Here is a 19,582-nt window from a genome sequence, read left to right on the forward strand (position 1 = left end):
GAGCCCCATGCCCCTGTCCGCCCTCGCGCTGGTGCTCGCCGCCGCGCTGCTGCATGCGCTGTGGAACATCGTCGCCAAGCGCGCCGGCGGCGACTCGCGCTTCGCGCTGGTCGTCTCGGTGCAACTCAGCCTGATCTGGGCGCCGCTCGGGCTGTGGGCGGTCTGGGGCGTGGCGCCGCTGTGGGGCTGGCGCGAGTGGGCGGCGCTGGCGGCCAGCGCGCTGGTGCACGTGCTGTACTTCACCACGCTGCTGCGCGGCTACCGGCTCGCCGACCTGACGGTGGTCTACCCGGTGGCGCGCGGCACCGGGCCGCTGCTCAGCGCCGGCGGCGCGGTGCTGCTGCTCGGCGAGCGGCTCACGCCCGCCGGCCTGGCCGGCGTGGCGCTGGTGGTCGGCGGCGTGTTCCTGGTCGCCGGCGGGCCGGGCCTGTGGGCGCGCGCGCACGATGCGGCGCAGCGTGCGCGCGTGCGCGCCGGCATCGGCTACGGCGCGCTGACCGGCGCGACCATCGCCGCCTACACGCTGATCGACGGCTACGCGGTGACGGTGCTGGCGATCTCGCCCATCCTGGTCGACTGGCTCGGCAACCTGCTGCGCGTGCCGATGCTGATGACCGGCGCGCTGCGCGACCCGCGCGCGATGCGCGAGGTGTGGCGCTCGCAGTGGCGCCATGCGCTGGTGGTGGCGGTGTTCGGCCCGGTGGCCTACGTGCTGGTGCTCTACGCGATGCGGCTGGCGCCGGTGTCGCACGTGGCGCCGGCGCGCGAGCTCTCGATGCTGTTCGCCGCGCTGCTCGGCGGCCAGCTGCTGGGTGAGCGCGAGCGCGGCTGGCGTCTCGCCGGCGCGGCGCTGATCGCGGCCGGCGTGGTGGCGTTGACGGCATGACGGCGCCGCGTTTTCCGCTGATGGCCGGCGTGGACTTCACCAGCCGGCCCACGCGGCGCAAGCCGATCACCGTGGCGCTCGGCGCGAGCGACGGCGGCAGCGTGCGCCTCTCGCGGCTCGACCGGCACGAGAGCTTCGAGTCCTTCGCGCAGTGGCTGCGCACGCCCGGCCCGTGGCTGGGCGCGTTCGACTTTCCCTTCGGCCTGCCGCGCGAACTGGTCGAGGCGCTCGGCTGGCCGCGCGAGTGGCTGCCGCTGATGCGCCACTATGCGTCGCTGTCGCGCGCGGAGATCCGCGCCACCTTCGCCGCCTTCTGCGCGGCGCGGCCTGCGGGGGCCAAGTTCGCGCACCGCGCCTGCGATGGCCCGGCCGGCTCGTCGCCTTCGATGAAGTGGGTCAACCCGCCGGTGGCCTACATGCTGCATGCCGGCGTGCCGCTGCTGCTCGATGCCGGTGTGCACCTGCCGGGGCTGCACGCCGGCGATGCGGCGCGCGTCGCGCTCGAAGCCTACCCGGGCCTGCTGGCGCGCGAGCTGATCGGCGCGCGCTCGTACAAGAGCGACGAGCGCGCCCGCCAGACGCCCGAGCGCCTGATCGCGCGCAAGGACCTGATCGACGCGCTGGAGCAGGGCCGCAGCCGCCTCGGCCTGCGCCTGCGCCTGACGCACGCGCAGCGCGACGCGCTGGCCGCCGACCCGTCGGGCGACGAACTGGACGCGGTGCTGTGCCTCGTGCAGGCCGCCTGGGCGGCGCGCGAGCCGGGCTTCGGCCTGCCGGCGGCGATCGACCCGCTGGAAGGCTGGATCGTCAGCGCGGCAAGCGCCTGACCCGACACCGGCGCCGCGCGCCTGCGGCACACTCGCGCCGATGCGTGCCGCCGAGTCATGGTTTGCCGAACGCGGCTGGGTGCCGTTCGACTTCCAGCGCGAGGTCTGGGCCGCGCTGTCCGCGGGCCGCAGCGGCCTGTTGCACGCCACCACCGGCGCCGGCAAGACCCACGCGGTGTGGATGGGGGCGCTGGCACGCGGCCTCGCGCTGCCGGCGCCGGCGCGCGGCGCGCCGCCCTTGCAGGTGCTGTGGATCACGCCGATGCGCGCGCTGGCGGCCGACACCACGCGCGCGCTGGCCGAGACGCTGCCCGCGCTCGCGCCCACCTGGAGCATCGGCCAGCGCAGCGGCGACACGCCCGCCGCCGAGCGCGCCCGGCAGGACCGCCGCCTGCCGACCGTGCTGGTCACCACGCCCGAATCGCTCAGCCTGCTGCTGACGCGTGAACACGCCGCGCGCGAGCTGGGCGCCGTGCACACCGTGGTGGTCGACGAGTGGCACGAGCTGATGGGCAACAAGCGCGGCGTGCAGGTGCAGCTCGCGCTGGCGCGGCTGGCGCGCTGGAACCCGGCGCTCGCGGTGTGGGGCCTGTCGGCCACGCTGGGCAATCTCGACGAGGCGATGCGCGTGCTGGTCGGCGATCGGCCGGCCACGCTGGTGCGCGGCCGCATCGACAAGACGCTGGTGATCGACACGCTGCTGCCCGCCAACCCGGGGCGCTTCTCCTGGGCCGGCCACCTCGGCGCGCAGATGCACGCGCCGGTGGTCGAGGAGATCGCGCGCAGCGGCACCACGCTGGTGTTCACCAACGTGCGCTCGCAGGCCGAGATCTGGTACCGGCTGCTGATCGACGCGCGCCCCGACTGGGCCGGCGTGGTGGCGCTGCACCATGGCTCGCTCGACAGGAGCGTGCGCGAGTGGGTCGAGGCCGGGCTGAAGGAAGGCCGGCTCAAGGCGGTGGTGGCGACCTCGTCGCTGGACCTCGGCGTCGATTTCCTGCCGGTCGAGCGCGTGCTGCAGATCGGCTCGCCCAAGGGCATCGCGCGGCTGCTGCAGCGCGCCGGCCGCAGCGGCCACGCGCCGGGGCGGCCGAGCCGCATCACCATCGTGCCCACCAACACGCTGGAGCTGGTGGAAGCCGCCGCCGCGCGCCGCGCCGCGCGGGCCGGCCGCATCGAGCGCCGCGCGGTGCCCGACAAGCCGCTGGACGTGCTGGTGCAGCACCTGGTCACCGTGGCGCTGGGCGGCGGCTTCGAGGCCGAGGCGATGTTCGACGAACTGCGCAGCGCCTGGTCGTTCCGCACGCTGACGCGCGCCGAGTTCCAGTGGGCGCTGGACTTCGTCGAGAAGGGCGGCGCGAGCCTGGCGGTCTATCCGGAATACCACCGCGTGCGCCGGGTCGACGGCCTGTACCGCGTGACCGAGCCGGCCATCGCCAAGCGGCACCGCCTGCAGGTGGGCACCATCGTCGGCGACGCGACGATGCAGGTGAAGTACCTCAGCGGCGGCGCCATCGGCAGCATCGAGGAGAGCTTCATCGCGCGGCTGCGGCCGGGCGACTGCTTCGTCTTCGCCGGCCGCGTGCTGGAGTTCGTGCGCACGCGCGAGATGACGGCCTACGTGCGCACGGCGGCGCAGAACAAGGGCATCGTGCCCGCCTGGGCCGGCGGGCGCATGCCGCTGTCGACCGAGCTGGCCGACGCGGTGGTGGAGCTGCTCGCCGACGAGGCCGGCGCTGGCGAGCCCGAGATGCGCGCCGCCGCGCCCATGCTGGCCACGCAGGCGCGGCTGTCGCACCTGCCCACGCCCGAGACCCTGCTGGTCGAGCGGTACCGCTCGCGCGAGGGCTGGCACCTGTTCGTCTACCCGTTTGCCGGGCGCTACGTGCACCTCGGGCTGGCAAGCCTCTTCGCGTGGCGGCTGGCGCGCGACGCGCCCAACACCTTCAGCCTGAGCGTCAACGACCACGGCTTCGAGCTGCTCGGCGCCGCGCCGGTGGCGCTGGACGCGCTGTTCGACCAGCGCCTGTTCGCCGCCGAGCACCTGCTCGACGACGTGCTCGCCAGCCTGAACTCCGGCGAACTGGCGCAGCGGCGCTTCCGCGAGATCGCGCGCGTCTCCGGACTGGTGTTCGGCGGCTACCCGGGCGCGCCCAAGAGCATGCGCCAGTTGCAGGCCTCCAGCGGCCTGTTCTTCGAGGTGTTCCGCAAGCACGACGCCGGCAACCTGCTGCTCGCGCAGGCGCGCGCCGAGGTGCTCAGCCAGGAGCTGGACATCGAGCGCCTGGACCACACGCTGGCGCGGCTGCGCGCGCGGCGCCTGGACTTCGTCGAGTTGAAGGCGGTCAGCCCGTTTGCGCTGCCGCTGATGGTCGAGCGCTTCCGCGAGAAGTTGTCGAACGAGAAACTGGCCGATCGCCTCGAGCGCATCGTGCGCGAGGCGGAGCGCGTGGCCGGCTAAGGGGTGGATGCGGTTTGGGTGGCCTCGGCCGGGGCGGCCGAGCATTCGCTGCAACCGTCCACCACCAGCGCGAGCACCGGCAGCGACAGCGCGAGCGCGGCGCGCATCGTCCACTTGCGCAGCCAGGCGCGCCAGTGCAGCGGGTCGCCGCTGGCGCGCTGCAGCAGCGGCACGACGTGGCTGCGCAAGCCCGCTTCGAGCGAGCGGCGCACGCCGCTGCGCTCGATCACCAGCGTGCGCAGCGTCTCGGTGTGCGTGGCCAGCGCCTTCTTGTAGTGGCCGGCGCCGCCGAGCAGGTCGAAGTGCCTGTGGCCCAGCGCCGCGTTGTGCTCGATGGCCAGCGCCAGCACCAGCAGCCCCGGCGACATCTTGGGCCCGAGCATCTCGTAGTCGATGCCCGACTGGTAGAAGCTGATGCGACCGTCGCGCACGAAGCTGTAGAGATGGCCGAGCGGCCGGCCGCCGACGTGCACGCTGAGCACCTGGATCTCGCCGCGCGCGAAGGCGGCCGGCAGCAGCTCGGCGTGGAAGCGCTGCGTGAACGGCGCGAGGAAGGACGAGCCGCCGCCGCGCGCATTCCAGCGCAGCGCGTGCAGGCGGCGCAGGTCGTCCATCGCGCGCTGCGCGTCGGCCAGCGTGGCCGCCACCGTCAGCTCGACGGGGCCCAGCGCCTCGGCGGCGGCGCGGCTGCGGCGCACCGCGTAGCGCGTCTTCGCGTCGAGCATGCCGAGGTAGCCCGACGGCGCGCCGCGCACCGCGGCCAGGTCGACCACCCAGCTCGATTGCTCGACGCTGCGGCCGAGGGTGCGCGCCGGCAACTGGCGCGGCAGCGCGACGCCGTCCGGGCCCAGGTGCGGCAGCGTGATGCGGCGCCAGGGCCGCAACTGCCCGCACAGGTGCGCGAGCATCGCCGCCTGCGCGCCCGGCTCGGCCGCATCGGTGAGCAGGCCGTTGTGCTCGATGGCGATCTGGTCGAACTCGTCGCGGCCGGTGGCGTGCAGCCACAGCGCCTGGCCGCCGAGCAGCGGCAGCGTGCGGTCGGCCGCCGGCACCAGCAGCGCCAGCCCGACGGTGCGGCCGTGGCGCTGCGCGCGCAGCAGGCGCGGCTTCAGCCCGGCCGGCAGCGAGCGCAGCCAGCTCCCGATCCAGGTCCAGGACAGGAAGAAGCCCGCGCCGGCACGGGCCTCGAGTTCCGTCCACTGGGCGGCCAGTTCGGCGATCGGGGGGGCGGCCGTCAGCTCGACCCGGATGTCTTCTTTCAATGGTGTACGGCCTGCGGTTTTTGGCAGCCGCGAAGGGTGGCGCAAGCCGGCCATGCTGTCTGCCCCTAGACACGGGATGGCGCGAGCGCGGGGCCGCGATGCGGGCATCCGTCACAATCCGTGCATGCGTTGGCAACGATGGATGCGCGCGGCGCGCGGGGCGCGGCTGGCCACTTACCTGATCGCGCTGTGGAAGCTGTTCAGGCATCCCGAGACGCCGCGCGCCGCGAAGTGGGTGGCGATTGCGGTGATCGCCTACGCCGCGAGCCCGATCGACCTGATCCCCGACTTCATTCCGGTACTCGGCCAGCTCGACGACCTGATCCTGCTGCCGCTGGGCGTGGCGCTGGCGGTGCGGCTGACGCCGCGCCCGCTGTGGGAAGCACGCCTGCGCGAAGCCGAGGCCTCGACGGAGAAGCTGCCGAGCCTGTGGTGGGGCGCGGCGCTGGTCGTGCTCGTGTGGGCGCTGCTGTTCGGCCTGTTCGTCTGGTGGCTGCTGCGCACCTTCGCCGCGGCATGAGGGCGGCGCTGGCGCTGACGTTGGCGCTGCTGGCGGCGCCGCAGGCTCATTCGATGACGGGCGTCGTCACTCACGTGAGCGACGGCGACACGATCTGGGTGCGGCCCGACGACGCGCCGCCGCAGCGCAAGCCGCTCAAGCTTCGCCTGGTCGGCATCGACGCGCCCGAGCGCTGCCAGCCCGGCGGCGCCGAGGCGACGGCGGCGCTGAAGGCGCGGGTGCTGCACCGGCACGTCGCGGTGCCCACGCACGGCGTCGACGTGCACGGCCGCGTGCTGGGCGGCCTGTTCCTCGACGACGGCAGCGACGTGGCGGCCTGGATGGTCGAGAGCGGCCACGCCTGGAGCGCGCGCTGGCGCGGCCGGCCGGGGCCGTATGCGGCGCAGGAACAGGCGGCGCGCGAGCGCGGCGCCGGGCTGTTCGCCGATGCGCGGGCGCTCGAACCCAGTCGGTTCCGCAAGGCGCACGGGCCTTGCGACGCGCCGGCGCGGCTCAGAAGTTCTTCATCGTCAGATTGAGCACGCCGGGCTGCACGATGGTGATGCGCGCCCTCGTGCCGAGCCGGCCGTCGGGCTGGATCTCGAAACAATCCTTCTCGCTGCCGATCGACTGATTCGCGGCATTGCGCGATTCGCTGTTGACGCACAACAGCACGACGCCGCGCTCGAACTCCAGCGACCAGGCCACCGTGGAGCTGCCCACGGCGGGCCGGCCCGGCGCGCAGTCTTCGTGGTTGTTCAGCGTCGCCAGCGGGCCTTGCGCGCCGACCTTGGCGGCGGCCGGCGGCAGCGCCGTCGTGGTCGACGTCGCGCAGACCTCGACGGAGCCGGTGTTGCGCACCGCCTGGAGCCTGAGGTCGGCGTCGCGGAAGTGCTCCACCGTGCCGCTCGCCGGCGTGCCGCCGTTGAGCGCGGCCGTCGAGACGATGCGCATGCGCGGGTAGCTCGCGCCGGTGGGCGGGTAGGCCGCCGCGGGCTGCGGCGTGGCCTGCAGCGTCGCTTCCCAGTTGCCGCCATCGGAGGCGCGGCCGGTGACCGTCCAACTGCCGCCCGTGGCCAGCAGGTTCTGCCAGCCGGCGAGCACGGCGAAATCGTTCGTCGGCGGAATGAAGCCGCTGCTGCCCGAGTCGCCGCCTCCGCCGCCGCAGGCGGGCAGCAGCGCGGCGCCGGCCAGCGACAGCGCGATCAGCGAGGCCTTGGTATTCATCATGACGAAGGATTCCTTCTTCAATTGTCCCGCTCGCGCATCAGCGTGCTCTTGCCGAACAGGCTCTCGATCAGGTCGACGGCCAGCAGCGCGGTCTTGTTGCGCACGTCCAGCGCCGGGTTCAGCTCCATCACGTCGAGGCTGGCGAGCCGGCCGGTGTCGGCGATCATCTCCATGCACAACTGCGCCTCGCGGTAGGTCGGCCCGCCGGGGATGGTGGTGCCGACGCCCGGCGCGATCTCCGGGTCGAGGAAGTCGACGTCGAAGCTCACGTGCAGGTGCGTGTTGGCGTCCAGCGTGGCCAGCGCCAGCTCCATCGTGTGGCGCATGCCCATCTCGTCGATGTAGCGCATGTCGAACACCTCCAGGCCCACCTGGTGCACGAAGCGCTTCTCGCCCGGGTCGACGCTGCGGATGCCGATCTGGCGCACCGCCTTCGGGTTGACCGCCGGCGTCGCGCCGCCGATCTCGACCAGTTCCTTCGGCCCGTGGCCGCACAGGCAGGCCACCGGCATGCCGTGGATGTTGCCCGAGGGCGTCAGCGCGCTGGTGTTGAAGTCGGCGTGCGCGTCCAGCCACAGCACGCGCAGCTTCTTGCCGGCCTCGCGGCAGTGGCGCGCCACCGCGCTGATCGAGCCGATCGCCAGGCAGTGGTCGCCGCCGAGCAGGATGGGCAGGCGGGCGAGCGCCAGCTCGGCGTGCACCGCCTCGTGCACCGCGCGGTTCCAGGCCACCACCTCGTCGAGGTGGCGGTAGCCGCCCACCGGCGGCTGCCAGGGGTTGGCCGGGCCGGCGAGGTTGCCGCGGTCGACCACCTCGAGCCCGTGCGATTCGAGCACCGGCACGATCTGCGCGACGCGCAGCGCCTCCGGGCCCATGCTCGCGCCGCGGCTGCCGGCGCCGATGTCGGTGGGCGCGCCGATCAGGCTGACCTGCTTCGTCGGATTCATCGGCGCTCTCCTCAGGTGTCGTCGGCGAACTCGCCCGTGAGGGTCTCGGGCAGGTCGAAGCCGTAGTGCTCGGCGAGCACCTCCCAGGCTTCCTCGGCGGTTTCGACGAAGCGGAACAGGTTCACGTCGCCGGGGCTGATCATGCCGGTCTCGATCAGCCAGTCGAAGTCGATCAGGCGCGTCCAGAACTCGCGGCCGAACAGCAGGATGGGGCGCTTGCGCGACTTGCCGGTCTGCGTCAGCGTCATCGTCTCGAACAGCTCGTCGAGCGTGCCGAAGCCGCCGGGGAAGCACACCAGCGCGATGCTGCGCATCACGAAGTGCATCTTGCGCAGCGCGAAGTAGTGGAACTGGAAACACAGCTCCGGCGTGATGTACGGGTTGGGCGCCTGCTCGTGCGGCAGCACGATGTTCAGCCCGATGCTCTTGCCGCCGGCCTCGTGCGCGCCGCGGTTGCCCGCCTCCATGATGCCGGGGCCGCCGCCGGTGACCACGTAGACCGGCGTGGACATCTCGGCGGACTTGTGCGTGACGATGGCGGCGAAGCGCCGCGCCTCGTCGTAGAAGCGCGACATCGTCACCGCCGTCTCGGCGCGCCGTATCGCCTCGGCGTCGCCCGTCGCGCGCGCGGCGTCGAGGCGGGCGAGGGCGGCGTCGGGCGCGGCGATGCGCGCGCTGCCGAAGATCACGATGGTCGAGCGGATGCCGTGCTCGCTCTGGATCATCTCGGGCTTGAGCAGCTCGAGCTGCATGCGCACCGGGCGCAGTTCCTCGCGCAGCAGGAACTCGGTGTCGGTGAAGGCGAGCCGGTAGGCGCTCTCCGCGCCGGCGTAGCGCGAGGGCTCGATGGCCGCTTCCGCGTCTTCTCCCGCGGTCGGGAAGTTGCGCGCGGTCAGGTCCGTCTTTTTGTCCATGGCGCGGAGAATACCCTTGTCGCCGCATCGCAAGCGGCGCCGAAGGACTGTCCATGACGACGGGCGATGTACGGGGCTGGCAACGCCGCGCGCTGCTGGCGGCGGGGGCGGCGGCATGCCTGGGCGCGTGCGGCGGCGGCGGTACGGCGGCGCCCGCCGCGACGCGCACCTGGCGCATGGGTTTTTCGCCCAACCCGCCGCGTGCCACGGTGGAGAGCGTGATCCGGGGCATCGAGCTGTGGAGCCGCCGCGCCGAGTTCGCGATCATCCACGAGGAAGTGCCGTGGACCAAGCTGCTGGCCGGCCAGACGCCCGATGCCATTCTCGATGCCGACAAGGTCGAGCTGGTGCGCTACCTGCGCGGCAAGGGCTTGCAGTTGATCTTCGTGGGCGACCTGAACGACGGCCTGGCGCGCGAGAGCGAAGCGCCGCAACTGCGTGCCGCCGGCCGCAGCATCACCGAGCCGGCGGTGCAGCGGCTGTACCGCGACTACCTGCTCGCGGTGGATCGCAGGCTGCAGCCGCGCTTCATCGGCCTGGTGGCCGAGAGCAACCTGATCCGCGCGGCGGCGCCCTCGCTCTACCCCGCCGTCGTGCGCACCGCCAACGACACCGCCGCGGCGCTGCGAGAGGCCGGCAGCCCGGCCACCTTGATGGCCAGCGTGCAGGTGGAACTGGCCTGGGGGCGGCTCGCGGGCGCGGGCAGCTTCGCGGGCGTCGCCGACGACTTCGCCGACTTTCCTTTCGTGCAGGTGCTGGGGCTGTCGTCGTATCCCTACCTGGGCTGGAGCCGGCCCGAGGACTTGCCGGTGGACTACTACAGCCGGCTGGTGGCCGGCCGCTCGCTGCCGGTGATGGTCGTCGAAGGCGGCTGGGCCAGCGCGTCGGCCGGCGCCATCGTCTCGTCACCCGAGCTGCAGGCGCGCTACGTGACGCGCCACGCCGAGCTGCTGGATGCGGCGCATGCGCTGGCCTGGCTGCACCTGCAGTTCGCCGACGTCGACCTGGCCGCCCTGCCGCCGCCCGTGCCGCCCAACCTGCCGCTGTTCGCGAGCATCGGCCTGGCGGCGAGCGACTTCTCGCCCAAGCCCGCGCTGGCGGCCTGGGATGCGCTGTTCGCGCGCAGCTACCGCGCCTGAGCGCGCGCGCCGCACACCGGGCAGCCCGGCGCGCGCGGCACGCGGATCTCGCTCCAGGCCATCGTGCGCGCGTCCAGCATCTGCAAGCGCCCGGCCAGCGAGCTGCCGACGCCGGCCAGCAGCTTCAGCGCCTCGGCCGCCTGCACGGCGCCGACGATGCCCACCAGCGGCGCGAACACGCCCATGGTCGCGCAGCGCGCTTCCTCGACCGGCGCGTCGGGCGGGAACAGGCAGGCGTAGCAGGGGTTGGCCGCGTCGCGCGCGTCGTAGACCGAGACCTGCGCGTCGAAGCCGATCGCCGCGCCCGACACCAGCGGCCGGCGCCGCGCCACGCAGGCGGCGTTGACGGCCTGGCGCGTCGCGAAGTTGTCGCTGCAGTCGAGCACCACGTCGGCGCCGGCCACCAGCGCGTCGAGCCGCGCCGCGCCGGCGCGTTCCCGCAAGGCGATCACGCGCACCTCCGGGTTGATCGCCGCCACCGCCTGCGCCGCCGAGACCGCCTTGGCCTGGCCGACGCGCGCCAGCGTGTGCGCGATCTGGCGTTGCAGGTTGGTCAGGTCGACCGCGTCGTCGTCGACCAGCGTGATCGTGCCGACGCCGGCCGTGCCCAGGTACAGCGCCACCGGCGAGCCGAGCCCGCCGGCGCCGACCACCAGCGCCCGGGCGGCGAGCAGGCGCGCCTGGCCCTCGACCCCGATCTCGTCGAGCAGGATGTGGCGCGAGTAGCGCAGCAGTTGCGCGTCGCTGAGGTCGGCGTGGCTCAGTTGCTCTGCGCCTCGGCCTTGCGCTCGACGGCGGTCTTGCTCACCAGCACCGGCTTGCCCTTCAGGCGGTTGAGCGCCTGGGCGAGCGGGAAGTCCTCGGGGCTGCCGAACTCGGGCAGCGGCTTGATCTCGGCCTTGTTCGCGGCCTCTTCCTCGAGCTTCTTGCGCGCTTCCTCGCGCGCCTTCTCGCGGGCGGCGTCCTTCTGCTCGGCGCCCTGGCCGCTGGCGATGTGCTTTTCCAGGTCGGCCTCGCGCACGCGCAGCGCGGCGAACACGTTGCCCTCGGCGGTTTCGTCGAGCATCACGTCGGGCACGATGCCCTTGGCCTGAATCGACGCGCCGCTGGGCGTGTAGTAGCGCGCCGTGGTGATCTTCAGCGCGGTGTCGGGGCCGAGCTGGCGCACCGTCTGCACCGAGCCCTTGCCGAAGGTCTGCGCGCCCATGATGGTGGCGCGCTTGTGGTCCTGCAGCGCGCCGGCGACGATCTCGCTGGCCGAGGCCGAGCCTTCGTTGACCAGCACCACCATCGGCACCTTCTTCACCGCCTCGGGCAGGCGCTTGAGCGGGTCGCTGCCGCCGCGGCGCAGGTAGTACTCGGGCGCGGCCTTGAAGGTGGCCTTGGAGTCGGCGATCTGGCCGTTGGTGCTGACCACCACCACGTCGGCCGGCAGGAAGGCCGAGGAGATCGCCACCGCGCCTTCGAGCAGGCCGCCCGGGTCGTTGCGCAGGTCGAGCACCAGGCCCTTCAGGTTCGGGTCCTGCTTGTAGAGGTCTTCCAGCTTCTTCGCGAAGTCGTCGACGGTGCGGTCCTGGAACTGGGTGACGCGCAGCCAGCCGTAGCCGGGCTCGACCATCTTGGCGCGCACGCTCTGCACGCGGATCTCCTCGCGCACGATGGTCACCGGGAAGCTGCGGCTCTCGGCCTTGCGGAACACCGTGAGCACCACCTTGGTGTTGGGCTCGCCGCGCATCTTCTTGACGGCCTGGTCCATCGTCAGGCCCTTGACGACGGTGTCGTCGATCTTGGTGATCAGGTCGCCGCTCTTCAGCCCGGCGCGGAAGGCCGGCGAGCCCTCGATCGGCGAGACCACCTTGACCAGGCCGTCTTCCATGCCGATCTCGATGCCCACGCCGACGAAGCGGCCGGTGGTGCCTTCGCGGAATTCCTTGAAGCTCTTCTTGTCGAAGAACTGCGAGTGCGGGTCCAGCCCGGAGACCATGCCGGAGATGGCGTCGTTGATCAGCTTCTTCTCGTCGACCGGCTCGACGTAGTCGCTCTTGACCATGCCGAACACCGCGGCGAGCTGCTGCAGTTCCTCCAGCGGCAGCGCCGAGACCGAACTGCGGGCGATCGCCTGGAACTGCATCGTGGTCAGCGCGCCGGCGACGGCGCCCACGGCCAACCACCCGGCGACCTTCAATTTGCTACCCATTCAAAACACCCTTTCGCGCCCGCTCGTGCCTCTTGCGCGCGCCAGTGCGGCCAGTATAGAACTCGGGCCCGGCTTGGAGCCCGGCACGCCCGGGAAAGTTGCACGTGGCGGGCGGCTTTGGGCGCTCACCCCGCCGCGCGCGCCGCGTTCACCACGCGCTCGACCTCGGCGCGGATGTCGACGCGCTGGCCGAGGCGGATGAAGTCGGCGACGAAGCGCGTCGCCGGGCGGTGGTAGAGCGCGGCGGGTTCGTCCCACTGCTCGAGCCGGCCGCCGTGCATCACGCCGATCCGCTCGCCGACCGCGAAGGCTTCGAGCTGGTCGTGCATCACGAACAGCGCCGTCGTGCCGGTGCGCTTCAGGATCGCGCGCAGCTCCAGCGCGAGGCGCTCGCTCAGCTCGACGTCCAGGCTGGAGAAGGGCTCGTCGAGCAGCAGCAGGCGCGGCTTGGGCGCCAGCGCGCGCGCCAGCGCGATGCGCTGCTGCTGGCCGCCGGAGAGCTGGTGCGGCGCGCGCTGCGCGGCCTGCGCCAGGCCGACCAGCTCGAGCACCTCGGCGGTGCGAGCGCGCCGCTCGGCGCCGGGCAGGTGGCGGATGCCGAAATCGACGTTGGCCTGCACGCTCAGGTGCGGGAACAGCGCGTAGTCCTGGAACACCATGCCGACGCGGCGCGCTTCCGGCGCGACGTGCGCGCCGGAAGCGGCGTCGGCCAGCACTTCGCCGTCGATCGTGATGCGGCCGGCGGCCAGCCGCTCCAGCCCGGCCACCGCGCGCAGCAGCGAGGTCTTGCCGCAGCCCGAGGGGCCGATCAGCACGCCGATGCCGCCGCGCGGCAGCGTCAGCGAGACGTCCCGCACCGCGGCCCGGGCGGCGCCGCTGCCCGGGTAGACGACGCTGGCGTGCTCGACCGCGAGAAACATCGACCTATGATATCGGCCTCCAAGAGCGAGAATCGTTTGCAGCGGCCCGCGCCGCGCGAGCCCGCCCATGTCGCGCCTGCTGACCGTCGCCTGCCTGCTGCTCGCCGTTCCCGTGCTCGGGGTGCTGGGGTCGTGGCTGGCGCTCGACGCCGCCGGCCTCGCGGTGCTGCGCCACCAGTTCGACACCGTGCTGCCCGAGTACGCGCTCAATTCGCTGCTGCTGGCGCTGGCGGTGGCGGTGGGCGTGGCGCTGGTCGGCGGCGCCACCGCCGCGCTGGTGGCGCTGTTCGAGTTCCCGCTGCGGCGCGTCTTCGAGTGGGCGCTGCTGCTGCCGCTGGCGATGCCGGCCTACGTGCTGGCCTACGCCGCCACCGATTTCCTGCAATACAGCGGGCCGCTGCAAGGCTGGCTGCGCGAGGCCAGCGGCGCGCAGGGCGCGCTGTGGCCCGACGTGCGCAGCCTGTGGGGCGCGGCGGCGATGTTCATCCTGTGCCTGTACCCCTACGTCTACCTGCTGACGCGCGCCGCGCTCGGCGAGCGCGCCGTGCCGCTGATGGAGGCGGCGCGCCTGCTCGGCGCCGGCACGCTGCGCCGCGTGCGCGAGGTGGCGCTGCCGCTGGCGCGGCCGGCGCTGGCCGCCGGCGTCGCGCTGGCGCTGATGGAGACGCTGGCCGACTACGGCGTCGGCTCCTACTTCGGCCTGTCGACCTTCACCACCGGCATCTACAAGGCCTGGCTGGTGATGTTCGACCGCGACGCAGCGGCGCAGCTCGCCTCGCTGCTGCTGGCGCTGGTGGCGCTGCTGCTGTGGATCGAGCAGCGCGCGCAGAAGCGGCTGCGCTTCGCCGCCGCGCGGCGCGGCGCGCAGCATGCCGCCGAGGCGAGGCCGATCACGCTGCGCGGCGGCCGCGCGGCGCTGGCGCTGGCGGCCTGCGCGCTGCCGGTGCTGCTCGGCTTCGTGCTGCCGGTGGCCGTGCTGCTGCGGCTGGTGTGGCTGGAGGCGGGGCAGAGCGAGTTCGGCCTGCCGCTGGCGCGCTTCGCGCAGTGGTCGTGGACCAGCTTCAAGCTCGCCGGCCTGGCCGCGCTGATGGCCACCGCGATCGCGCTGGCGCTCGGCTTCGCGCTGCGCCTGCGCGACAGCCGCGTGCTGCGCGGCGCCGCGCGCGTGGTCTCGCTCGGCTACGCGGTGCCCGGCGCGGTGATCGCGGTGGGCATCCTGCTGCCGGTGGGCTGGCTGCAGGCGCATTTCCCGCAGGGCGGCACGACGGCGCTGGTCACCGGCACGCTGTTCGGCCTGATGTACGCCTACCTGGTGCGCTTCTCGGCGGTGGCGCTGCAATCGGTGGAGGCCGGCTACGCGCGCGTGCCGGCCTCGGTCGACGAGACGGCGCGCATGCTCGGCGCCTCGCGCCGCCGGCTGTTCGCCGAACTTCACGCGCCGCTGCTGCGCCGCGCCGCGCTGGCGGCGCTGCTGCTGGTGTTCGTCGACGTGATGAAGGAACTGCCCGCCACGCTGGTGCTGCGCCCCTTCGACAGCGACACGCTGGCGGTGGTGGCCTACCAGTTGGCGCGCGACGAACGCCTCGGCGAGGCGGCGCTGCCGTCGCTGGCGATCGTCGTGGTGGGGCTGCTGCCCGTGCTGCTGCTGTCGCGCTCGCTGCGGCCGGAGCGCGCGCTCAGCGCCGCGAGTTCATGAATTCCTCGATCAACTCGCCGGGCAGGGTGTCCAGCGGCGCCTCGCTGACGCGCACGCCGCCGAGCAGTTCGAGCGACGAAGCCAGCCAGCCGTTCTCGCGCGGGTCGACCTTGGTCTTGGCCTCCACCGGGGCCGGCGCGGCGACCACCTGGCGCGGGTCGATGTACTCGCCCTGCGGCGCATTGGGCGTGATGCGCCAGACCAGCTTGGCCGGCTGCTGCTTGTTCGCCGTGAATCGCGCCATGGTGTACCGCCCCCTGCGGCCGGATGGTGGAAGAGGGTCGGCCGCAGCGGCATGGTACGGCGCCCGGACGATTCCTGCGTTGGCGAATCCCTAGCTTGAAGTCGGGGATCCTGGTCTCGCCGCCAGGACTCGAACCTGGATCTGCCGCTTAGGAGGCGGCTGCACTATCCCTTGTGCTACGGCGAGAGGCGCGGATTCTCGCATTCCGGCCGGCCAGGATCTCAGTTCCAGCGCCAGGTCCAGATCACGTCCAGCGAGCTGTCCTCGCCCGACTGGGCGCGCAGCGTGAAGCGCTGGGCGATGCGGTAGATGAGCTGCCAGGTGCCGGCGGTGGCGTTCAGGCTGCGCTCGTAGCCGACGTACCAGCGCCGCGACAACTGCTTGCCGAGCGAGACCACGGTCTCGCGCAGCTCGCCGTCGCTTTGCCGCACCGAGATCTCGTCCAGGCCGATGGTCTTGAGCAGTTCGTCGGTCGGCCCGGGGTTCTCGCCGGCCAGCAGCGCCAGCGCGGCGCGTTGCAGCAGCGCGGTGTCGGCGCGGCCCAGGCCGTCGCTGGCGCGGCCGAGCACCAGCCACGAGAGCTTGTCGATGTCGCTCATCTCCGGCTCGGAGAACAGCCGCACGCGCGGGTTCGTCGCGCTGCCGCTGACCTGCACGCCGACGCGCACGTCGAGGTTGGGCCGCGTCGCCTCGATGTCCAGGCGCGGGTTCTCGGCCGGGCCGTTGAAGACGAGGTTGCCGCGGTCGATCTCCAGCTTCTGGCCGTAGGCGGCGTACGTGCCTTCGACGGCGCGCACGGTGCCGTCCACGGCCAGCTTGCCGCTCGGCGAAGTGAGTCTCAACTCGCCTTCCAGCCCCGTTTCCAGGCCGCGGCCGCGCAGGCGCAGCTTGCGGCCGAGGTCGACGCGCAGATCCAGCGCCGGGCTGGGCAGGCGCAGCGGCGTGGCCGCCGCGGCGCCGGCCGGCGGCGGCGGCGCGGCGGCGTTCGGGTTGCCGGCCGGGCGCCGCACCACCACCACGTCGTCGGAAAGCGTCGGCGCGTCGCTCTTCGAGAAGTCGATCAGGCCTTCGTCGACGTCGAAGCGGCCGTCGAGCACCATCCGCTCGCGCTCGAGTTGCATCCGCGCGTTGCCGCTGGCGACGATGCGCCGGTCGACGCGGCCCAGCAACTGGAAGCGCTGCGCCTGCAATTGCAGCCGCGCCTGCGGCGCCGTGCCCAGCACCGCGTCGCCGCTCAGGCTCAGCGAGCCGTCGCCGGCGCGCGCGGTGAAGCGCTCGATGCGCGCCCGGTCGCCTTGCAGCGCGATCGCGACTTCGCCCTCGCGCACGTTGACGCCTTGCAGGAAGTTGCGCACCGAGAGCTGGCTGCCCTGCATCTCGCCGGTGTATTCGGGCGCGCCGAAGCGCCCGCCGATGCCGGCCGAGACGCGCAGCGCGCCGCCCAGGCGCCAGCCGGCGGGCACCCAGGTGCCCCAGGTGCCGAGGTTGGCCACCCGAAGCTCCAGCACGCCCGACACCGGCGTGTCGGGCGCCGGCCAGGTGGCCTGCGGCGAGGTGCGCGCGACGAAGGCGCCGGCCGCCACGCCCAGCGTCGATCCGGCCAGGCCCTGCGTGAAGCTCCAGGTGCCGTCGGCCACGTCCAGGCCGAGGCGCAGGTCGCTCAGGCCGAGCGACTGCGTGCCGGTTTCGTCGGTCACCGTCAGGTCGCCGCGCTCGCGCTCGACCACGATGTCGGCCTTGAAACTCGGCGCGCTGCGCAGCACGAGGTGGCCGCGCAGGCGCAGGTCGCCGCCCCAGCCGAACTCGGGTTGCAGGCGCTGCAGAAGCGGCGCCACGGCCAGCGGCTCCAGCTCGGCCTGCGCGTCGATCTGCGCGGCCGCGCCGGGCTGCGCCGCGGCCCAGGCGACGCGGCTCCAGCGCAGCGCGGCGCCGAACACCTCGGCGCGGCCGGGCTGCAGCAGCAGCCGCGCCGGGCCGGCGTCCAGGCCCAGCACTTCGAGCGCCACGTCGCGCGCGGCCAGCCAGGCGGCGCTCGAGCCGTCCGGACGCGCGTCGACCTGCTGCACGGCGCCACGCCAGCCGGCTACGGCGCCGGCCGCGCCGCCGACGAAGCCGCCCTGGGCGAGCAGGCGCATGCGCGTCGGCGTCGTGCCGTCGCCCGCCGCCGCGCCGGGCTGCAAGGCGTCGGCCCAGGCTGGCGGGCGCGCGCTGGTGCTGGCGGCCAGTTCGAGGCGGTGTTCGCGGCCGCTGCCCTGGGCGCGCAGCCGGGCCGACTCGAAGCGCGCCGCGCCGAGCGCGAGCCCGGCCAGCTCGGCCTCGGCGTCGACCGGCGCGTCCAGCGCCGTGCCGGCCTGCCAGCGCGCCGTGGCGCTGCGCACCTGCAGGTCGCCGGCGCGCAGCGAGGCGGCGTTCGCCTCGCCGCGCGTGGTCAGCGCCGGCCAGCGGCCACTGGCCTCGGCGCGTGCGTTGAGCGTGCCGGCCAGTTCGGTGGCGTCGCCGCCCGCCAGCCTGGCCAGCGGGGTCAGGCGCGCCAGCGCGGGGGCGTCCAGCGTCAGCGTCCAGCGGTCGTCGGCGCCGTGGCCCATGGCGGCGAGGCGGCCTTGCGCGTCGAGCTTGTTGCCGTCGAGTTCGGCCTGCGCGCTGCCGCGCAGCGCCGTGCCGTCGCCTTGCAGCTCGATGCGGCCGTGCAGCGGCACGCCGGCCAGCCGGCTGTCGGCGATGTCGAGCGCGGCGCGGCCGCGCAGCGCGGCGAGGCGGTCGAGCGCGGCGCCGGCCGCGCCGGCCGCATTGGCGCGCGGCAGCGTCAGATCGAACTCGGCGCTGCCGTTGAGCCGGTGCGGCCCGCGCCGCCACGGCGAATCCTCGCGCCCGCGCCACCACAGCGCCGGGTCGAACTCGGCCAGCGTGGCGCGGCCCTGCGCCTGCCACGCGGCCTCGGGCGCGCTGCGGCTGGCGTGGCCGGCCAGCCGCGCGAGCGCGCCGCCGCTGGCGGCTTCGGCGCTGCGCAGTTCGATGCGGTCGGCGCCCTTGTCGCGCTGCCATTCGGCGTCGAACTGCGCCCTGGCGGGGCGCTCGCCGCCGCGCTCGCGCACCGAGCCGCTCAGCTCGGCGCGCGCCGAGATCCGCTGCGCCGCCTCGGCCGGCGCGCTGCCGGCCAGCGTGAGCGGGCCCGACAGCCGCATCGCCGGCGCGCGCGCGTCGAGCCGGTCGGGTTGCAGCGCGGCCAGCGTGGCGGCGAGCGTCCAGCCGTCCGGCGCCCAGCGGCCGTGGCCTTGCAGGCGCCCGGCGGGCTGTCTGGCGTTGCCCAGTTCGGCGTCCAGCGCGCGCAGTTCCAGCGTGCCGGGGTCGTCGGGCCGCGCGCGGGCGTCCAGCGTCAGGCGGCGCAGCGGCAGGCGGCCTTCGTTCCACAGGCCCGGCGTGGCGTTGTCGAGCGTGGCGCTCAGCTCGGCCGGCTGGTCGGCGGCGCGCGTGCGCGCGGTGGCTTCGCCGCTCAGGGCAGTGGCTGGCGCGGCGGCATGCAGGGCCGACAGGTCCAGACTCTGGGCGCGTGCGCGCAGCTCGCCCAGCGGCCAGGGTTCGAAGGGGTGCAGCGTGGCGTCCAGGTCCAGCGTCTGCGCCGGCCGCGGCGGCGCGCCGGGGGCGCCGGCCGGCTCGGCACGCAGCGTGGCTTGCAGGCGCGGCTGCGCCAGCGCGCCGGCCAGCGTGGCGCGGGCCGACCACTGCGCGTTGGCGATGGCGCCTTCCTGCGTCAACGCGAGCGTGGCGTCCAGCGGCAGCGGCGCGGCGGTGCCGAGCGAGAGCCCGCCCTGGCCGCGCAGCCGGCCGTAGCGGGCCGACAGGCCCTCCACGCGGTGCCGCGCGCCGTCGTCCGCGCCCAGGTGCAGCGCGGCGCGCAACTGCGTCAGCGGCGTCTCGCCCAGCGGCGCGGCGGCCAGCGTGCCGACCTCGATCGCGGCGATGTCCAGCGCGAACGGCAGCGCCAGCGAGGTCGGCGCCTGCGCGGGCGATGGGTCCGGCGCGCCGGGCGTCACCGTGATGCGGTCGGCCGCCAGCCGCGCGATGCGCAGGCGCGGGCGTTCGCCCCAGGCGAGGTCGAGTTCCAGCCCGCTCCAGCCGGCGCCCTCGGCCAGCACCGAGCCGCCGCGCGGCAGCGCGATGGTCAGGCGCTGCATGCGCAGCTCGCCGAGCAGCGCGCCGGCCACGCCCTCGGCGCGCAGCCCCGGCACGCGCGCCAGCGCCCAGGCGCTGCCGGCCTCGGTGCGCAGCATCCACAGCGCCGCCGCCAGCAGCGCCGCGAGCGCGGCGATCGGCACCAGGCCCCAGGCGACCAGGCGCCGTGCGCCCAGCCGCCGCCGCGGAG

The 19,582-nt window shown here is 74.1% G+C and carries 15 protein-coding genes, 1 tRNA gene and 1 pseudogene; 7 read left to right on the forward strand and 10 right to left on the reverse strand.

Features of this window, described 5'->3' with window-relative positions; all coding sequences use genetic code 11:
- Positions 1 to 7: 7 nt before the first annotated feature.
- From QM792_RS05505 to QM792_RS05515, 3 genes are read left to right on the forward strand one after another with little or no spacing between them, the layout of a single operon-like run.
- Positions 8 to 886, forward strand: a complete 879-nt coding sequence (locus tag QM792_RS05505; protein ID WP_415148306.1) for an EamA family transporter — start codon at positions 8 to 10, stop codon at positions 884 to 886.
- A complete protein-coding gene (locus QM792_RS05510) occupies positions 883 to 1,713 on the forward strand; it encodes a DUF429 domain-containing protein (protein WP_415148307.1) in 831 nt (276 codons plus the stop codon). The genes QM792_RS05505 and QM792_RS05510 overlap by 4 nt, the downstream gene beginning before the upstream one ends.
- A gap of 40 nt (positions 1,714 to 1,753) precedes the next feature.
- The gene (locus QM792_RS05515; RefSeq protein WP_415148309.1) at positions 1,754 to 4,174 is read left to right on the forward strand and encodes a ligase-associated DNA damage response DEXH box helicase; all 2,421 of its coding nucleotides are present in this window, start codon (positions 1,754 to 1,756) and stop codon (positions 4,172 to 4,174) included.
- Here the strand turns inward: QM792_RS05515 and QM792_RS05520 are convergent.
- Positions 4,171 to 5,436 (reverse strand): GNAT family N-acetyltransferase, encoded by a 1,266-nt coding sequence (locus QM792_RS05520; RefSeq protein WP_415148311.1) that lies wholly within the window; start codon positions 5,434 to 5,436, stop codon positions 4,171 to 4,173. The two genes, QM792_RS05515 and QM792_RS05520, sit on opposite strands and share 4 nt — an antisense overlap.
- 124 nt (positions 5,437 to 5,560) lie before the next feature.
- Between QM792_RS05520 and QM792_RS05525 the strand changes: the two genes are divergently transcribed.
- Together QM792_RS05525 and QM792_RS05530 are read left to right on the forward strand one after the other, a co-directional pair.
- Entirely contained in the window at positions 5,561 to 5,956 is a 396-nt protein-coding gene (locus tag QM792_RS05525) for a YkvA family protein (RefSeq protein WP_415148313.1), read from the forward strand.
- A complete protein-coding gene (locus QM792_RS05530) occupies positions 5,953 to 6,474 on the forward strand; it encodes a thermonuclease family protein (RefSeq protein ID WP_415148314.1) in 522 nt (173 codons plus the stop codon). Before QM792_RS05525 ends, QM792_RS05530 begins: the two co-directional genes overlap by 4 nt.
- Here QM792_RS05530 and QM792_RS05535 read toward each other — a convergent pair.
- The 3 genes from QM792_RS05535 to QM792_RS05545 are packed head-to-tail and all read right to left on the reverse strand — an operon-like array spanning position 6,449 to position 9,026.
- Entirely contained in the window at positions 6,449 to 7,165 is a 717-nt protein-coding gene (locus QM792_RS05535) for a hypothetical protein (RefSeq protein WP_415148316.1), read from the reverse strand. The two genes, QM792_RS05530 and QM792_RS05535, sit on opposite strands and share 26 nt — an antisense overlap.
- Positions 7,166 to 7,182: 17 nt before the next feature.
- Positions 7,183 to 8,112 (reverse strand): arginase, encoded by a 930-nt coding sequence (gene rocF / locus QM792_RS05540; RefSeq protein ID WP_415148318.1) that lies wholly within the window; start codon positions 8,110 to 8,112, stop codon positions 7,183 to 7,185.
- Positions 8,113 to 8,123: 11 nt separating this feature from the next.
- Positions 8,124 to 9,026: a TIGR00730 family Rossman fold protein gene (locus tag QM792_RS05545; RefSeq protein ID WP_415148320.1), complete on the reverse strand. Its 903-nt coding sequence runs from the start codon at positions 9,024 to 9,026 to the stop codon at positions 8,124 to 8,126.
- 53 nt (positions 9,027 to 9,079) lie between these two features.
- Here QM792_RS05545 and QM792_RS05550 point away from each other — a divergent pair, with 53 nt between their 5' ends.
- A complete protein-coding gene (locus QM792_RS05550) occupies positions 9,080 to 10,165 on the forward strand; it encodes a hypothetical protein (protein WP_415148322.1) in 1,086 nt (361 codons plus the stop codon).
- On the opposite strand, the gene QM792_RS05555 is transcribed toward QM792_RS05550, so the two are convergent.
- The 3 genes and pseudogenes from QM792_RS05555 to QM792_RS05565 all read right to left on the reverse strand — a co-directional run.
- Positions 10,153 to 10,929 (reverse strand): HesA/MoeB/ThiF family protein, encoded by a 777-nt coding sequence (locus QM792_RS05555; protein WP_415151585.1) that lies wholly within the window; start codon positions 10,927 to 10,929, stop codon positions 10,153 to 10,155. The genes QM792_RS05550 and QM792_RS05555 overlap by 13 nt on opposite strands.
- Positions 10,926 to 12,362 (reverse strand): S41 family peptidase, encoded by a 1,437-nt coding sequence (locus QM792_RS05560; RefSeq protein WP_415148324.1) that lies wholly within the window; start codon positions 12,360 to 12,362, stop codon positions 10,926 to 10,928. The genes QM792_RS05555 and QM792_RS05560 overlap by 4 nt, the downstream gene beginning before the upstream one ends.
- Before the next feature lie 188 nt (positions 12,363 to 12,550).
- Positions 12,551 to 13,282: pseudogene (locus QM792_RS05565) on the reverse strand (ABC transporter ATP-binding protein); the annotation flags it as partial.
- A 67-nt stretch (positions 13,283 to 13,349) separates the two neighbouring features.
- On the opposite strand from QM792_RS05565, the gene QM792_RS05570 reads away from it, so the two are divergent.
- Positions 13,350 to 14,978 carry an ABC transporter permease gene (locus QM792_RS05570; RefSeq protein ID WP_415148326.1) on the forward strand — a complete coding sequence of 543 codons (1,629 nt, stop codon included), beginning with the start codon at positions 13,350 to 13,352 and terminating at the stop codon, positions 14,976 to 14,978.
- Here QM792_RS05570 and QM792_RS05575 read toward each other — a convergent pair.
- The 3 genes from QM792_RS05575 to QM792_RS05585 all read right to left on the reverse strand — a co-directional run bounded on the left by QM792_RS05575 (position 14,959) and on the right by QM792_RS05585 (position 19,535).
- A complete protein-coding gene (locus QM792_RS05575; protein WP_415148328.1) occupies positions 14,959 to 15,222 on the reverse strand; it encodes a hypothetical protein in 264 nt (87 codons plus the stop codon). The two genes, QM792_RS05570 and QM792_RS05575, sit on opposite strands and share 20 nt — an antisense overlap.
- Before the next feature lie 111 nt (positions 15,223 to 15,333).
- A tRNA-Arg gene (locus QM792_RS05580) sits at positions 15,334 to 15,408 on the reverse strand.
- A 35-nt stretch (positions 15,409 to 15,443) separates the two neighbouring features.
- The gene (locus QM792_RS05585; RefSeq protein WP_415148330.1) at positions 15,444 to 19,535 is read right to left on the reverse strand and encodes a translocation/assembly module TamB domain-containing protein; all 4,092 of its coding nucleotides are present in this window, start codon (positions 19,533 to 19,535) and stop codon (positions 15,444 to 15,446) included.
- Positions 19,536 to 19,582 lie beyond the last annotated feature (47 nt).

The sequence above is a fragment of the Piscinibacter sp. genome (genome assembly GCF_047600445.1).
Lineage (GTDB): Bacteria > Pseudomonadota > Gammaproteobacteria > Burkholderiales > Burkholderiaceae_C > Piscinibacter.

What these genes read in the sequence shown, in the direction of transcription:
- QM792_RS05575 (WP_415148328.1), bottom strand. Translation starts at nt 15,222, where the DNA reads ATGGCGCGATTCACGGCGAACAAGCAGCAGCCGGCCAAGCTGGTCTGG.
- QM792_RS05550 (WP_415148322.1), top strand. Translation starts at nt 9,080, where the DNA reads ATGACGACGGGCGATGTACGGGGCTGGCAACGCCGCGCGCTGCTGGCG.
- QM792_RS05560 (WP_415148324.1), bottom strand. Translation starts at nt 12,362, where the DNA reads ATGGGTAGCAAATTGAAGGTCGCCGGGTGGTTGGCCGTGGGCGCCGTC.
- QM792_RS05515 (WP_415148309.1), top strand. Translation starts at nt 1,754, where the DNA reads ATGCGTGCCGCCGAGTCATGGTTTGCCGAACGCGGCTGGGTGCCGTTC.
- QM792_RS05510 (WP_415148307.1), top strand. Translation starts at nt 883, where the DNA reads ATGACGGCGCCGCGTTTTCCGCTGATGGCCGGCGTGGACTTCACCAGC.
- QM792_RS05530 (WP_415148314.1), top strand. Translation starts at nt 5,953, where the DNA reads ATGAGGGCGGCGCTGGCGCTGACGTTGGCGCTGCTGGCGGCGCCGCAG.
- QM792_RS05525 (WP_415148313.1), top strand. Translation starts at nt 5,561, where the DNA reads ATGCGTTGGCAACGATGGATGCGCGCGGCGCGCGGGGCGCGGCTGGCC.
- rocF (WP_415148318.1), bottom strand. Translation starts at nt 8,112, where the DNA reads ATGAATCCGACGAAGCAGGTCAGCCTGATCGGCGCGCCCACCGACATC.
- QM792_RS05505 (WP_415148306.1), top strand. Translation starts at nt 8, where the DNA reads ATGCCCCTGTCCGCCCTCGCGCTGGTGCTCGCCGCCGCGCTGCTGCAT.
- QM792_RS05535 (WP_415148316.1), bottom strand. Translation starts at nt 7,165, where the DNA reads ATGATGAATACCAAGGCCTCGCTGATCGCGCTGTCGCTGGCCGGCGCC.
- QM792_RS05545 (WP_415148320.1), bottom strand. Translation starts at nt 9,026, where the DNA reads ATGGACAAAAAGACGGACCTGACCGCGCGCAACTTCCCGACCGCGGGA.
- QM792_RS05570 (WP_415148326.1), top strand. Translation starts at nt 13,350, where the DNA reads ATGTCGCGCCTGCTGACCGTCGCCTGCCTGCTGCTCGCCGTTCCCGTG.